Source organism: Pseudomonas duriflava (assembly GCF_007830155.1).
GTDB classification, from domain to species: Bacteria; Pseudomonadota; Gammaproteobacteria; order Pseudomonadales; family Pseudomonadaceae; genus Chryseomonas; species Chryseomonas duriflava.
This window is the reverse complement of record NZ_VLKY01000012.1, coordinates 73,871-86,985: the sequence shown is the minus strand read 5'-3', so window position 1 is coordinate 86,985 and position 13,115 is coordinate 73,871. Positions and strand designations below refer to the sequence as shown.

The following is a 13,115-nucleotide window of genomic DNA, read 5'->3' as shown; positions in this document are numbered from 1 at the left end:
CGGGGCGCTCTTCTCCTTGAGACAGGGTTCGGCCTTGCTGGCGCCTCAGGCGAACTGTTGAAGCCAGACGGGATAGCTTCCCTGTATCGCATCGCCAAAGGCCGGCGGATGATGGGCCGCTAGGTGTTGGGCCAAACTATGGAGCTGATGGGGCAGTTCGGCTAATGTCCCAAAGGCTTCCAGCCCCAATGTCCAGCCGACGAGCGTGCCATCAAGTCGAAGTTCGGTTAACTCAATGGTGCAACCGCGTGTCGGCCAGACACTGCAAGGGTTCTGTAGGCCTTCATCGGCATTCAGGGCCAGTTCTACGACAGTTGAAGCGGATGTTGTGAACAGGCGCAGCCAGCGCCGCTTTTCAAGTGCAATGAGGGGCTGCTCTTGCAGGTGAAGCCTTTGTGAAGTCCATTTACTCCAGAGTTCAACCGGCCCGGCGAACGGTTCCGCGTTGAGCCTGGCCCAGGTGCGTTCGACCAATCCCTTGACCTCGACCTCAGGCTTGCCCGGGCGGTATTTCATGCCGAGTTCGGCCTGGGTGTTATCGCGCAGATAGCAATGCGTCTTGCACTGGCCTCCCCCTGGAGCATGGGCTTCAGGGCTGGGATGGCAGAACCAGTCGAAGAGTCCTTCCGGCAGCGTGCTGGGCCAGAACCAGCGGATTTCAGCTGAGGTATGCATGGCGTTTCTCCGAAAGGATTGAACATTCAGACCGTAACGTCTGGAGCAAGGTATGTCCTGTTTTCGAATGACCCTGGCGCCATCTCATCCCGCTTAGAAGCGGCGCGCATGCTAGCATCCTCTTTCCTGCCTCCCGACTGCGACGAGCAGCCGTTCGGGAGCGCACATGATCGCTAGCGTCATGAGTACTATTTTGGCTTCAGGCTGCACTGTGCCTGAGGCCAATCACTCATGGCTAGACCTCGTTAAAGGGCGTCCGTTACCCGCCACGCCCGATAAAAAGCAAGGAGCCTTTACGTGGAACTTCTCCATACCTGGGTCAATGACCTTAACGGCCTCGTTTGGGGCGTGCCGATGCTGATCCTTATTCTTTGCACCGGCCTGTTCCTGATGCTGCGGCTCAAGCTTATGCCCTTGGCAAAGTTGGGTACTGGTTTTCGTCTGATGTGGAAGGGGCGTACCAAAGATGACGACGAAAGCGGCGAAATCAGTCCGTTTCAAGCATTGATGACCTGTTTGGCCGCAACCGTAGGCACCGGCAACATTGCTGGCGTTGCGACTGCCATATTTCTAGGTGGACCGGGGGCACTATTCTGGATGTGGTGTACGGCCTTGGTCGGTATGGCCACTAAGTATTCAGAGGTTGTCCTGGCGGTGCATTACCGTGAGAAGGGTGAGCGCGGCGAGCATGTGGGCGGACCGATGTATGCCATTCGTAATGGCCTGGGCCCACGCTGGGCTTGGCTAGGGGGTGCCTTTGCATTGTTTGGCGGGCTCGCCGGTTTCGGAATCGGCAATATGGTGCAGGTCAACAGTATGGCCCAGGCGCTCGACGCAACCTTTGCCATCCCGCTGTGGGTGACCGGCGTGGTAACGATGGTCGTGGTTGGTCTGGTCATTCTGGGCGGCATCAAGCGTATTGGCGCGGTAGCGTCTTCGCTGGTTCCTGCCATGTGTATCGCTTATATCATTGCTGCCATTGTTGTACTCATCGTCCATGCCGAGGCCATTCCTCACGCCCTAGGTCTGGTGTTTACCCATGCGTTTACGCCTGCCGCAGCAACCGGGGGATTTGCCGGGGCGGCTGTTATGGCCGCGATCCGGTTTGGCGTGGCGCGCGGCATTTTCTCCAACGAGGCGGGTCTGGGAACAGCCGGTATCGCCCAGGCAGCTGGAACGACCAACAGTGCTGTGCGCTCCGGCATGATCGGCATGCTGGGAACCTTCATCGATACCCTGGTGATTTGCACCATGACCGGTCTCGCTATTCTCTGCTCGGGCCTATGGACCAGCGGGCAGAGCGGGGCGGCCTTGTCAGCAGCCGCCTTCGAATCGGCCATGCCGGGTGTGGGTGGAGTCATCCTGACCGTGGCGCTGGTGGTATTTGCCTTTACTACCATTCTGGGCTGGAGCTATTACTGCGAGCGTTGCTGGGAGTTCCTGGCCGGAGCAAAAACGATCCTGCCGTTCCGGATTGTCTTTGTAGCTGCCGTGCCGTTTGGAGCCATCGCGCATCTGGATTTCGCCTGGCTGCTGGCCGATACGCTCAACGGCTTGATGGCAATTCCCAACCTGATCTCCCTGCTGTTGCTCAGCCCGGTTGTGGTCAAGTTGACGCGAGACTACTTCGCCAAGGCGTGACGGCTCCTGGCGTATCGCGATCGAAAGCCGCGGTACGCCGCTACCCGTTGCGTTTGCACACACAACAGTGTCATGTCGACATGGTATGCCGAATGGGCCTGCGCTATAACGGCAACCATTCAACAACAAGAGCATCTCCATGTCGGCTACAGATACCTCCCCGGCGCCACCTGAGCCGGTCAGCGTGTTTTCTGCATTCCTGTTCTGGCTCAAGCTGGGCTTCATCAGCTTTGGCGGGCCTGCCGGGCAGATCTCGATCATGCACCAAGAGCTGGTAGAGCGCAGGCGGTGGATATCCGAGCGACGTTTCCTTCATGCGCTCAATTACTGCATGGTACTTCCTGGCCCCGAGGCTCAACAGCTGGCAACCTATATCGGCTGGCTGATGCATCGCTCCTGGGGTGGCGTGATTGCCGGTGCGCTGTTCGTACTGCCGTCCTTGTTTATCCTGATCGGGCTGTCCTGGGTTTATATCGCTTTTGGCGAGGTGCCCGTGGTGGCCGGCCTTTTCTATGGCATCAAGCCTGCTGTCACGGCGATCGTGGTACAAGCCGCTCATCGAATTGGCAGTCGTGCCTTAAAGAACGGTTGGTTATGGGCCATTGCCGCGGCCTCGTTCGTCGCAATCTTTGCGCTGGGCGTTCCGTTTCCCCTGATTGTGCTGGGTGCGGCGGTGATTGGCTATGCGGGTGGCCGCATCGCTCCTGAAGCATTCAGGGCCGGGGGAGGGCATGGTAGTCAGGGTACGTCTTACGGAGCTGCATTGATCGATGACCAGACACCCGTCCCCGCGCATGCCCGGTTTCGCTGGTCGCGTCTGTACGGTCTGGCCGTTATCGGTGCGCTGCTTTGGATAGTCCCGATGGGGCTGTTGGTGAGCGTGTTCGGCTGGGACAATACCTTTACGCAGATGGCCTGGTTTTTCACCAAGGCGGCCTTGTTAACTTTTGGCGGTGCCTATGCTGTATTGCCGTATGTCTATCAGGGCGCCGTCACGCATTATGGTTGGCTGACGCCTACCCAAATGATTGATGGGCTCGCCTTGGGCGAAACTACACCAGGCCCGCTGATCATGGTAGTGGCCTTCGTGGCGTTTATCGGCGGGTACGGTCAGGCGGTGCTCGGCCCAGAGCTTACTTTTGCCGCCGGTGCGCTGGCTGCCGTTCTGGTGACTTGGTTCACTTTCCTGCCTTCGTTTCTCTTCATCTTGGTCGGCGGACCGCTGGTAGAGTCTACCCACAATGTTCTGAAGTTCACTGCACCGCTAACGGCGATTACCGCGGCGGTAGTAGGCGTTATCCTCAATCTGGCCTTGTTTTTCGGCTATCACGTGCTCTGGCCCGAAGGTTTCAAGGGCGTCTTCGACTGGCCTTCAGCGCTTATTGCCCTGGCGGCAGCCATAGCGCTGTTCCGATTCAAGCGCACGGTGATCGAAGTGCTGCTAGCCTGTTCTGTCACAGGGTTGATTGTGTATCTGTTAAGGGTATGAAGGAGCAGCCTGGCTGCCAAGGAGGATCACGTGGCTAAACATTCAGGCGATTTTCTCAAACTGGCCGCTGAGGCTAAATCCCGTATTCGACAGATTTCACCAAAGGAAGCAGAGGAGATGGTCAAAGGTGGGGCCGTATTGCTGGATGTTCGGGAGCGCGATGAGTTCGAGCGGGCCCACCTGGACGGGGCAAGGCATATGAGTCGAGGTATCCTAGAGATGACTATCGAGGATGTAGCGCCGACCAAGGACACGCCGATCGTGTGCTACTGTGGCGGCGGCAACCGGGGTGCTTTAGCGGCGGACAGTCTGCAGCGCATGGGATATACCCAGGTCGTTTCCATTGAGGGCGGCATGGCCGCATACAGTACCCAGGCAGACTGAGCGTATCGCAGGCATAAAAAAACGCAGAGCGTTTGACGCTCTGCGTTTTCAAGACCTTGTCTCGCCGATGGCGATGGTGGGGTCTTATACCTGACGGATCAGGTAGTCGAACGCGCTCAGAGAGGCCTTCGCGCCTTCACCAACCGCAATCACGATCTGCTTGTACGGCACGGTGGTTACGTCACCGGCAGCAAAGATGCCCGGCAGAGACGTTTCACCACGGGCGTCAACCACGATCTCACCGCGAGGTGACAGCTCAACAGTACCTTTCAGCCATTCGGTGTTAGGCACCAAGCCGATCTGAACGAAGATGCCTTCCAGGTCCAGGGTGTGGAACTCACTGGAGTTGCGATCCTTGTAGATCAGCCCCACCACTTTCTGGCCATCGCCTTTTACTTCGCTAGTCAGCGCACTGGTGATCACGGTCACGTTTGGCAGGCTGTGCAGCTTGCGCTGAAGCACCGCGTCGGCACGCAACTGGCTGTCAAACTCGATCAAGGTGACGTGAGCCACGATACCTGCCAGGTCGATAGCTGCTTCCACGCCGGAGTTGCCACCACCGATAACGGCTACGCGCTTGCCCTTGAACAGGGGGCCGTCGCAATGTGGGCAGTAGGCTACGCCGCGGTTACGGTATTCCTTCTCACCCGGCACGTTCATTTCACGCCATCGGGCGCCGGTCGACAGGATCAGCGTCTTGGCCTTCAGCGAAGCACCGTTGGCGAATTGCACTTCATGCAGCTTGCCCGGCTCGCTGGCAGGAACCAGCTTCTCGGCGCGCTGAAGGTTCATGATGTCGACATCGTACTGCTTCACATGCTCTTCAAGGGCAACGGCCAGTTTCGGGCCTTCGGTTTCCTTGATGGAAATGAAGTTTTCGATTGCCAAGGTATCAAGCACCTGACCGCCAAAGCGCTCGGCCGCTACACCGGTACGAATACCCTTACGTGCGGCGTAGACCGCGGCGGCGGCACCGGCAGGACCACCACCGATGACCAATACCTCAAAGGCTTCCTTGGCGTTCAGCTTCTCGGCGTCACGGGCACTGGCGCCGGTGTCGAGCTTGGCCAGAATCTCTTCCAGGCCCATACGGCCCTGACCGAACGGCTCGCCGTTCAGATAGAGGCTCGGTACAGCCATGATCTGACGCTCGGTGACTTCATCCTGGAACAGCGCGCCGTCGATAGCGACGTGGCGGATGTTCGGATTCAGCACGGCCATCAAGTTCAGCGCCTGGACAACGTCTGGGCAGTTCTGGCAGGACAGCGAGAAATAGGTTTCGAAATTGAATTCGCCTTTCAACGAACGAATCGCTTCAAGCGTATCGGCACTGGCTTTGGACGGGTGGCCGCCCACTTGCAGCAGCGCCAGCACCAGTGAGGTGAACTCATGGCCCATTGGCAGGCCGGCAAAGCGCAGGCTGATGTTCTCACCCGGGCGGTTCAAGGCGAACGAAGGCTTGCGTGCGTCACTGCCATCGGTGCGCAGGGTAATCTTGTCGGTCAGTCCGACGATGTCCTGGAGCATTCCCAACATTTCTTGAGATTTAGCGCCGTCATCAAGGGACGCGACGATCTCGAAGGGTATGGTGACCTTTTCCAGATAGGCTTTGAGCTGAGTTTTAAGACTGGCGTCCAACATGAGGCATTACCTCTCGACAAATTTCGGAAATAAAAACGCCCGGACGTATTCCGCCCGGGCGTTCGGGCACTAAAGGGAACCGGAAGCCGGCTCCTAAGCGCAGGCGACCTTGAGAGGTGGCTTAGATCTTGCCAACCAGGTCCAGAGACGGGCTCAGAGTAGCTTCGCCTTCCTTCCACTTAGCTGGGCAAACTTCGCCCGGGTGGGAGGCAACGTACTGAGCAGCCTTGACCTTACGCAGCATTTCGGACGCGTCGCGGCCGATGCCGTTGTCGTGAACTTCGCACAGCTTGATCTGGCCTTCCGGGTTGATCAGGAAGGAGCCACGCAGTGCCAGGCCTTCTTCTTCGATCAGAACGTCGAAGTTGCGAGCCAGGGTAGCAGTCGGGTCGCCAACCAGGGCGTACTGGACTTTCTTGATAGCGTCAGACGTGTCGTGCCATGCCTTGTGAGCGAAGTGGGTATCGCAGGAAACGCCGTAGATTTCTACGCCCAGCTTCTGGAACTCGGGGTACAGGTCAGCCAGGTCTTCCAGTTCGGTCGGGCAAACGAAGGTGAAGTCAGCTGGGTAGAAAACAACCAGGGACCACTTACCTTTGAAGTCAGCTTCAGTCAGATCGATGAACTTGCCATCTTTGTACGCAGTAGCCTTAAACGGTTTGATCTCGGAATTGATCAAAGACATCACTGAATCTCCATCAGGGGTTAAGAAGTTGGCGAGGCATAAGATACTCGCTTGCGCACATTAGACTTAATTGAATGTAGGCATCAATCTCATTACTTTGACCTATTCCTTAAGTAGACATGAAATTAAGGTGGTTAATGCTGTAAAAAGCGTCTAATTGAAGCGAAGCGGCAAGTAAAATCTTAGTTTTGTTAAATGAAGCCATTTTTAGATTACAGCGAGATGTATTTCAGACATCAAATGAAAAACAGCTGTACGGGAGTTCACGGGCCAAATGTGGTCTCCTTGAGGTTTGCCTCTCGTTCGCAGCGCTTTGAATTTCAAGGAAAAACTTATGCACGACCTGCCTTACCGTTGTTATCGCGCGTTTTTATGCACGACTCGACGTGTTGTCGGCATGAATTTCTTGGTCAGTGACTGCATTAATAGGCAGGGATGGCTGTCGCTTGGTTTGAGAGGGCATTAAGTCATGGCCTTCTGGCGCGTATTACGGCACTGGATAACACGGTATTTCGCAGAGGATGAGGCCGCCACTCTAGGTGTGCTGCTGGTGCTAGGTTGCACAGTTGTCGTGTTATTCGGCTCCATGCTGGCGCCTTTCTTCACGGCGCTGGTTCTAGCCTTTCTGCTTCAGGGCGGCGTCAGTCGCCTGGAACGCTGGCACGTTCCTCGTCTGGCTGCTGTGCTTATAGTCTTTCTTTCGTTCCTTGGCGTTTTTCTGGCCTTGCTACTGGTCGTGCTGCCTCTGGTTTGGGATCAGCTGGTCACGCTGTTGCAAGAGTCCCCCCGGATGTTTGCCCAGGCTCAGGTCCTGCTTGATGAGTTGCAAGAGCGCTATCCCAAGATTGTTACCCCCGAGCAAATACAGAGTTGGATGGGAACGGTAGGTAATGAGCTCACCACCTTGGCGCAACGGGCGTTACGCCTGTCGTTAAGCTCGCTGGGCAATCTGATTGGGTTTGTCACTTTTCTGGTTCTGGTGCCTATCCTGGTGTTCTTTATGCTCAAGGACAAGGACGTACTAGTAAACTTCTTCCTGTCGCTGCTGCCCAGCAAGCGCACGCTCATGAGCCACATCTGGCGGGAGGTAGATGACCAAATCGCTAATTATGTGCGCGGCAAGGTGATTGAAATCGTGATCGTAGCCGTAGTTAGCTATGTCACGTTTTATGCGCTTTCGCTTCCTTATGCCACGCTATTGGCGCTAGTGGTGGGATTGTCCGTTTTAATTCCGTTCATTGGTGCAGCGGCGGCAACGGTTCCGGTCGCAGCCGTTGCCGGTTTTACCTTTGGGCTGAGTGAGTCCTTTTTCTATGTGATCGCTGCCTATGCCATCATCCAGGCGCTGGATGGTAATGTCCTGTCGCCTCTATTGTTTTCCGGTGTAGTGAATCTGCACCCTGTCGCAATCATTTTGGCCATTTTGTTCTTTGGAGGAGTTTGGGGGTTTTGGGGCATCTTTTTTGCCATTCCTCTGGCGACGCTGCTCAAGGCACTATGGAGGGCATGGCCACGCAGTGATCCTGCTGCGATAAGCAATACCCATGAGGGAACGACACAAGAAGGCCTTTAAGGCTTCGCTTTATATTCATCGGAGTAAGAGGTGCAACGGCAGATGCAAGACAAGAAGATTCGGAGCGCTAAAGGGCTTCAGGCGTTTTACAGGGCTTTCCTGACCAGTGAGGCTTCGGGCGGATTACTGCTGATGGGTGTTGCCGTCATTGCACTGATCGTGGCGAACTCGCCACTGGCGGAGGTGTACTTCGGTACGCTGGAGCGCTATGTCTTGGGAATGAGCGTTCTGCATTGGATCAACGATGCGCTCATGGCCGTTTTCTTTTTGCTGGTGGGGCTTGAGATCAAACGGGAGATGCTGGTTGGTCAGCTGTCCACCTGGGGGCGGCGTGCTCTTCCGGGGTTGGCGGCATTGGGCGGCGCGATCTTCCCGGCCATTATCTATGCTGCGATCAACTGGGGTAATGATCAGACTATAAGCGGTTGGGCCATTCCTACGGCTACAGACATCGCGTTCGCGCTGGGCGTGTTATCTCTGCTGGGCTCACGAATTCCGGTATCGCTAAAGATCTTTCTGACAGCGCTGGCAATCCTTGATGACCTTTTTGCCGTGTGCATTATTGCCGTGTTCTATACAGCGGACTTGTCTCTGGAAATGCTGGGTTTGGCGGCATTGACGCTCGGCGTATTGATCGTCATGAACCGCCTGGGTGTGACGCGCATCCTGCCGTATCTGGTGGTGGGCGTCGTGCTGTGGTTCTTTGTGTTTAAATCCGGCGTACATGCCACCTTGGCCGGTGTGGCGTTGGCGCTGACGATTCCGCTGCGTACCGGCGCAAAGCATCCTCCGCTGGAGCGGCTAGAACATACCCTGCACCCTTATACGGCGTTTCTGGTCATTCCGATTTTCGGGTTCGCCAATGCTGGTGTGTCGTTCGAGGGAGTAAACCTGTCTTCGCTAATGGGCGCTGTACCGCTGGGCATCGCCCTGGGGTTGCTGGTAGGCAAGCAGTTTGGCGTATTCTCGTTTGCTTGGCTGGCGATTCGCCTGGGCTTGGCCGAACTGCCGGAGCATGCTACCTGGAAGCAGCTTTACGGTATTGGTTTGCTGTGCGGTATTGGTTTTACGATGAGCCTGTTCATCGGCCTGCTCGCGTTTCCCTCGTCGCCTGAGCTAGTAGATGCTGTGAAAATCGGAGTATTGCTGGGCTCGGTCACGTCTGGTTGCCTAGGGGCATTGATGCTGGTCCTCGTGGGCAAGAAGAAAAAAGCGTAGCGAGCATAAAGGGCGCCTAAACGGCGCCCTTTATCAATGTATTAATTGCGGATATCAACGAGCTTTACTTCCCGGATATCCAGCTTTTCCCACACCCGGCCTTTCATATAGGGCTCGCTCTGCAGCCATAGCTCCAACGCTTCCCTATCCGGGAAGTCCAGATGGACGCTCGAACCAATCATCCTGCCTTGATCATCAAGGATGGCGCCGCCGCTGATAAAGATCCCTTCCTTGGCCATGGCACGGATACCGTCCAAATGGGCCTGACAACAGGCCATGCGGCGGTCTAAGGCGTCTGGATCGGTGTAGTCGTAAGCCGTTACAGCAAATTGCATAGCCGTCTCCCGAGCATGCTTAAAAAGACAGTGTAGGGCATGGCGCATAGTCTTTCAGGCAAGAGCTAATCCTGCCGTCTGTCGCCGTACATCCTTGGATGGATGGCCGTTTGCCTCGATAAGGGAGACGCTCAAAGCGCTTTTATCACCCCGGTCAAAGGAGTTTTGCAGGCGGCCACCGAGGCGCTGCCCCATGAGTGATTTATCCTGTCGTTTCGGCTGTCGACGTTAACGTTTGACCCTATGACTCACAAGGATACCACTCATGTTTTCATCCGTATCCAAGCCCATTGCGGTCCTTATCTTATGTCTGCTCAGCAGCCCCGGCTGGACGGCTAGCATGAACAACATGGCCTCCATTCTTCAACAGTAAACCGTTAGGCGCTGTTGGCGTTTAGGCAGCGCCTCTTTCCTTTCGCCTGGAAGGTGACAAATAAACGTTATTGATCGCCTGGGCAGTGGCGACGAGACTGATCCTGTTGGGTTATTTCATGATCGTCCGGCTAACTGCCTTTTGTTCCACGCTAGCGGGCTGCCTGGGCCAGTGTCGCGGTTCTGATCGTCAAAGTGATGGGGATAACGTCAAGAGTGCGTTGAAATCTTCCGTATCGACATCACCGTTTAACTGACCAATGACCTATCGGAAGGCAAGTGCGTGACCTATAGCGAATCCGATAGGGAGCTTGCCTTGCGTATAGGGGTTATGCAGCCGTTAACATGCCTTGCTTTTCGATAAAGGCGATGATGTCCTCAAGACCCTGGCCGACCTTCTGGTTACTAAAGACGAACGGCTTGTTGCCACGCATCTTGCGGGCATCACGGTCCATTACTTCGAGGGAGGCGCCAACCATAGGGGCCAGATCTACCTTGTTTATCACCAGCAGATCGGATTTGCAGATACCCGGGCCGCCTTTGCGCGGTAGCTTGTCGCCTGCCGAAACATCGATGACGTAAATCGTCAGGTCGGACAACTCTGGACTAAACGTGGCGGACAGGTTGTCACCGCCGGACTCGACCAGGATCAGATCCAGGCCAGGAAAGCGGCGGTTGAGTTGATCAACTGCCTCCAGATTGATTGAAGCATCCTCACGGATTGCCGTGTGCGGGCAGCCGCCGGTTTCCACGCCAATAATGCGCTCGGGTGCTAAGGCCTCGTTGCGGACCAGAAAGTCGGCATCCTCACGGGTGTAGATGTCGTTGGTGACAACGGCCAGGTTATAGCGCTCGCGCAGGGCGCGGCACAGCGCAAGGGTCAGCGCTGTTTTTCCGGAGCCGACCGGGCCGCCGATGCCGACGCGAAGAGGTTGGGTGTTCATCGTTGTTCTTCTCCTACGATCTGAAAAGACGGCTGTACTGCCTTTCGTGCGCCATGCTGGCCAAGGCCAGCCCGAATGGGGCGCTGCCCCAGTGGGATTCCGGCAGGTCGAGCGTTGTGGCAAGAACGGCATCCAGTACAGGCATGAGTTTGGAGGTCAGTCGCTGGGCCGCTTGCTGACCCAACGGCAGGGCTTTCATCAGGACGGCAAGCTGATTTTCCAGCCAGCCCCAGAGCCAGGCCGATACGGCCTCGGCAGGCGCGATGTGCCAGGCTCGAGCGGCTATTGCCCAGCCCAGGGCAAAAGTGGGTTCACTTGCCAGCAAGTGTTCACGTGCCTCATTGTCGAGTTCAGGCAGGTCTTTCAATAATTGGGTAAGAGAAAAGCCGGTCTGTCGGCTTTCCAAGCCCAGCTCACGGGTTTCCCGGCTCGCTCTATGCTGGCTGGCAAGCTCGCTGAGACGCTTCCAATCGCCTTGTGCTGCCGCATGGCAATGAGCTAGGAGCAGAGGCGCCTCAAAGCGCGCAAGATTGAGTTCGAGCTGATCGTGTAACCAGCAATATGCGGTATCGGCATCCGTGACAATACCGGTCTCGATGGCTGATTCGAGTCCCTGGGAGTAGCTGTAGCCCCCAATAGGTAGCTGAGGGCTGGCCAGACGCATGAGTGCCCAGGCCGGTCTCATAAGCGGACCCCAAAATGGTGCAGGCGTGGGCCATAATTGAAATCGGTGTCACCATGATGCGAATGATGATGACCGCCCCCATAAGCGCCATGTTCAGGCTGGAACGGCGCCTCGACGAGTTCTGCTCGAGCGCCTAACTGGTCGAGCATGGCTTTGAGTACATGATCCTCAAGAATGCGGAGCCAGCCGCCACCAACTTGCAGCGCCACGTGGCGATTACCCAGATGATAGGCCGCCCGGGTCAGTTCAACGGGACTGCCACAAGTGATATGCAAGAGCGTTTCAGGAAGCGCGCAGATACGTACGATTCGGCCATCCTGCGCCTCCAGGCATTCACCATCAGCCAGAGGCGATTGCCCGCGTTCGAGAAACAGACCGACTTCCTCGCCACGGGCTGTAAAGGTACGCAGACGGCTTTTGCTGCGCGCCTCGAAGGTCAGGTAAAGCTCTTCGTCCCAATGGGGCTGAGGTGGGCGACGATGATGAATGACCAGCATGACAGTTTCCGCAAAGGCAGGTGTCCTAACGTACAGCAAGGGGCCTGCCAAAATACGAAGACGCGCTAGTCCGTGTGCCTGTGCCTGATACTAGCGATTAGTTTGCTGCTTTATGGTGCACGGATGAAGCGGTTGGCGTCTCTATGCACTTGGATGGTGCGCTAAACGTGTCCATTCCATGCCAGTGTTTGGCACCGATCATGACGAACCGCAACTGATGAATGATTTTGGCCTGCGGCGTCAAATGTGGAGCCGTTACAGCAGAAGGGGTATCGATCAATTCGGGTAGGGTCGCGAATACGGTTTTCACAACCAGGTCCGCTACAACGTCCAGGTCCTGACGAGTCAGATGGGGCAGGCGATTGAGTTGGAACAGATCGGCTGCCAGGTCATCGGTAATATGCTGGCGCAAATCGGCAATGGCTTGGCGGATCGGGTGTGAGCCGCCGTATTGCTCACGGGCCAGGAAAAGGAAGTGACGGTGGTGTTCGGCTACGGCATCCAGAAAGATCCCTACGGAAGCCTCAATCACACCCTGTAATTCAACTTCATGATGCCGAACACGGCGCAAGGTGTCGCGAAAGGTGTCTCCTACTTCAGCCACCAGAGCAAGGCCAAAAGCGTTCATATCACTGAAGTGGCGATAGAAGCCCGCTGGCACGATACCGGCATTGCGGGTAATTTCACGAAGGCTCAAGCTGCCAAAGCCTCGACCATCGCTCATGAGTAAATGTGCGGCGTCCATAAGGGCGTTACGGGTCTGCAATTTTTGCGCGGCGCGGGTGGTCATGGCTCATTCCATTCGTTCAGTCCAGTACTCTAGCAAATACTGCCAGCTGGAACAGGAAAGGTTTGGTGTGACTGAATCTCGGCACGGTTAGTCTGTCTGCATGAGTCGCGTGCATTCGTTCCGGATGAATGTACTCAAGAACCGGCCTCGCTGGCCGATAGGCGATTGCCTGCCATATCACTTACA

Annotated in this window: 14 protein-coding genes; 5 read left to right on the top strand and 9 right to left on the bottom strand. The window is 56.2% G+C overall.

Translation table 11 applies throughout. The annotated features are described in order from the left end of the window. Positions 1-45: 45 nt before the first annotated feature. Entirely contained in the window at positions 46-675 is a 630-nt protein-coding gene (locus IQ22_RS17000; protein ID WP_145144164.1) for a hypothetical protein, read from the bottom strand. A 297-nt stretch (positions 676-972) separates the two neighbouring features. On the opposite strand from IQ22_RS17000, the gene IQ22_RS16995 reads away from it, so the two are divergent. From IQ22_RS16995 to IQ22_RS16985, 3 genes are all read left to right on the top strand, one after another. Beyond that, entirely contained in the window at positions 973-2,316 is a 1,344-nt protein-coding gene (locus tag IQ22_RS16995) for an alanine/glycine:cation symporter family protein (RefSeq protein WP_145144162.1), read from the top strand. A gap of 139 nt (positions 2,317-2,455) precedes the next feature. Beyond that, entirely contained in the window at positions 2,456-3,805 is a 1,350-nt protein-coding gene (chrA, locus tag IQ22_RS16990; RefSeq protein ID WP_145144160.1) for a chromate efflux transporter, read from the top strand. 30 nt (positions 3,806-3,835) lie between these two features. Beyond that, entirely contained in the window at positions 3,836-4,189 is a 354-nt protein-coding gene (locus IQ22_RS16985; RefSeq protein ID WP_145144158.1) for a rhodanese-like domain-containing protein, read from the top strand. Between the two features lie 84 nt (positions 4,190-4,273). Here IQ22_RS16985 and ahpF read toward each other — a convergent pair whose 3' ends face one another. Beyond that, on the bottom strand, positions 4,274-5,830 hold the full coding sequence (ahpF, locus tag IQ22_RS16980) for an alkyl hydroperoxide reductase subunit F (protein WP_145144155.1): 1,557 nt from the start codon (positions 5,828-5,830) through the stop codon (positions 4,274-4,276). 121 nt (positions 5,831-5,951) lie between these two features. Beyond that, the gene (gene ahpC / locus IQ22_RS16975) at positions 5,952-6,515 is read right to left on the bottom strand and encodes an alkyl hydroperoxide reductase subunit C (protein ID WP_122041560.1); all 564 of its coding nucleotides are present in this window, start codon (positions 6,513-6,515) and stop codon (positions 5,952-5,954) included. A gap of 469 nt (positions 6,516-6,984) precedes the next feature. Here ahpC and IQ22_RS16970 point away from each other — a divergent pair, with 469 nt between their 5' ends. After that, positions 6,985-8,088, top strand: coding sequence for an AI-2E family transporter (locus IQ22_RS16970; protein WP_145144153.1), 1,104 nt, complete (start codon positions 6,985-6,987; stop codon positions 8,086-8,088). Positions 8,089-8,130: 42 nt separating this feature from the next. Continuing rightward, positions 8,131-9,306 carry a Na+/H+ antiporter NhaA gene (gene nhaA, locus IQ22_RS16965; protein WP_145144151.1) on the top strand — a complete coding sequence of 392 codons (1,176 nt, stop codon included), beginning with the start codon at positions 8,131-8,133 and terminating at the stop codon, positions 9,304-9,306. 41 nt (positions 9,307-9,347) lie between these two features. Here the strand turns inward: nhaA and IQ22_RS16960 are convergent, their stop codons facing one another. From IQ22_RS16960 to IQ22_RS16940, 6 genes are all read right to left on the bottom strand, one after another. Continuing rightward, positions 9,348-9,641, bottom strand: a complete 294-nt coding sequence (locus IQ22_RS16960) for a YciI family protein (RefSeq protein ID WP_145144149.1) — start codon at positions 9,639-9,641, stop codon at positions 9,348-9,350. 54 nt (positions 9,642-9,695) lie between these two features. Next, complete coding sequence (locus IQ22_RS23210) at positions 9,696-9,836, bottom strand: hypothetical protein (protein WP_158635450.1); 141 nt, start codon at positions 9,834-9,836, stop codon at positions 9,696-9,698. A gap of 506 nt (positions 9,837-10,342) precedes the next feature. Continuing rightward, a complete protein-coding gene (ureG, locus tag IQ22_RS16955; RefSeq protein ID WP_145144147.1) occupies positions 10,343-10,957 on the bottom strand; it encodes an urease accessory protein UreG in 615 nt (204 codons plus the stop codon). A 13-nt stretch (positions 10,958-10,970) separates the two neighbouring features. Next, positions 10,971-11,642 (bottom strand): urease accessory protein UreF, encoded by a 672-nt coding sequence (locus tag IQ22_RS16950; RefSeq protein ID WP_145144145.1) that lies wholly within the window; start codon positions 11,640-11,642, stop codon positions 10,971-10,973. After that, on the bottom strand, positions 11,639-12,139 hold the full coding sequence (gene ureE, locus IQ22_RS16945; protein WP_145144143.1) for an urease accessory protein UreE: 501 nt from the start codon (positions 12,137-12,139) through the stop codon (positions 11,639-11,641). The genes IQ22_RS16950 and ureE overlap by 4 nt, the downstream gene beginning before the upstream one ends. Before the next feature lie 97 nt (positions 12,140-12,236). Next, entirely contained in the window at positions 12,237-12,929 is a 693-nt protein-coding gene (locus IQ22_RS16940; protein WP_145144141.1) for a TetR family transcriptional regulator, read from the bottom strand. Between the last annotated feature and the right edge of the window lie 186 nt (positions 12,930-13,115).

What these genes read in the sequence shown, in the direction of transcription:
- ureE (WP_145144143.1), bottom strand. Translation starts at nt 12,139, where the DNA reads ATGCTGGTCATTCATCATCGTCGCCCACCTCAGCCCCATTGGGACGAA.
- IQ22_RS23210 (WP_158635450.1), bottom strand. Translation starts at nt 9,836, where the DNA reads ATGGGGCAGCGCCTCGGTGGCCGCCTGCAAAACTCCTTTGACCGGGGT.
- chrA (WP_145144160.1), top strand. Translation starts at nt 2,456, where the DNA reads ATGTCGGCTACAGATACCTCCCCGGCGCCACCTGAGCCGGTCAGCGTG.
- IQ22_RS16960 (WP_145144149.1), bottom strand. Translation starts at nt 9,641, where the DNA reads ATGCAATTTGCTGTAACGGCTTACGACTACACCGATCCAGACGCCTTA.
- ahpC (WP_122041560.1), bottom strand. Translation starts at nt 6,515, where the DNA reads ATGTCTTTGATCAATTCCGAGATCAAACCGTTTAAGGCTACTGCGTAC.
- IQ22_RS16950 (WP_145144145.1), bottom strand. Translation starts at nt 11,642, where the DNA reads ATGAGACCGGCCTGGGCACTCATGCGTCTGGCCAGCCCTCAGCTACCT.
- ureG (WP_145144147.1), bottom strand. Translation starts at nt 10,957, where the DNA reads ATGAACACCCAACCTCTTCGCGTCGGCATCGGCGGCCCGGTCGGCTCC.
- IQ22_RS17000 (WP_145144164.1), bottom strand. Translation starts at nt 675, where the DNA reads ATGCATACCTCAGCTGAAATCCGCTGGTTCTGGCCCAGCACGCTGCCG.
- IQ22_RS16940 (WP_145144141.1), bottom strand. Translation starts at nt 12,929, where the DNA reads ATGACCACCCGCGCCGCGCAAAAATTGCAGACCCGTAACGCCCTTATG.
- ahpF (WP_145144155.1), bottom strand. Translation starts at nt 5,830, where the DNA reads ATGTTGGACGCCAGTCTTAAAACTCAGCTCAAAGCCTATCTGGAAAAG.
- IQ22_RS16970 (WP_145144153.1), top strand. Translation starts at nt 6,985, where the DNA reads ATGGCCTTCTGGCGCGTATTACGGCACTGGATAACACGGTATTTCGCA.
- nhaA (WP_145144151.1), top strand. Translation starts at nt 8,131, where the DNA reads ATGCAAGACAAGAAGATTCGGAGCGCTAAAGGGCTTCAGGCGTTTTAC.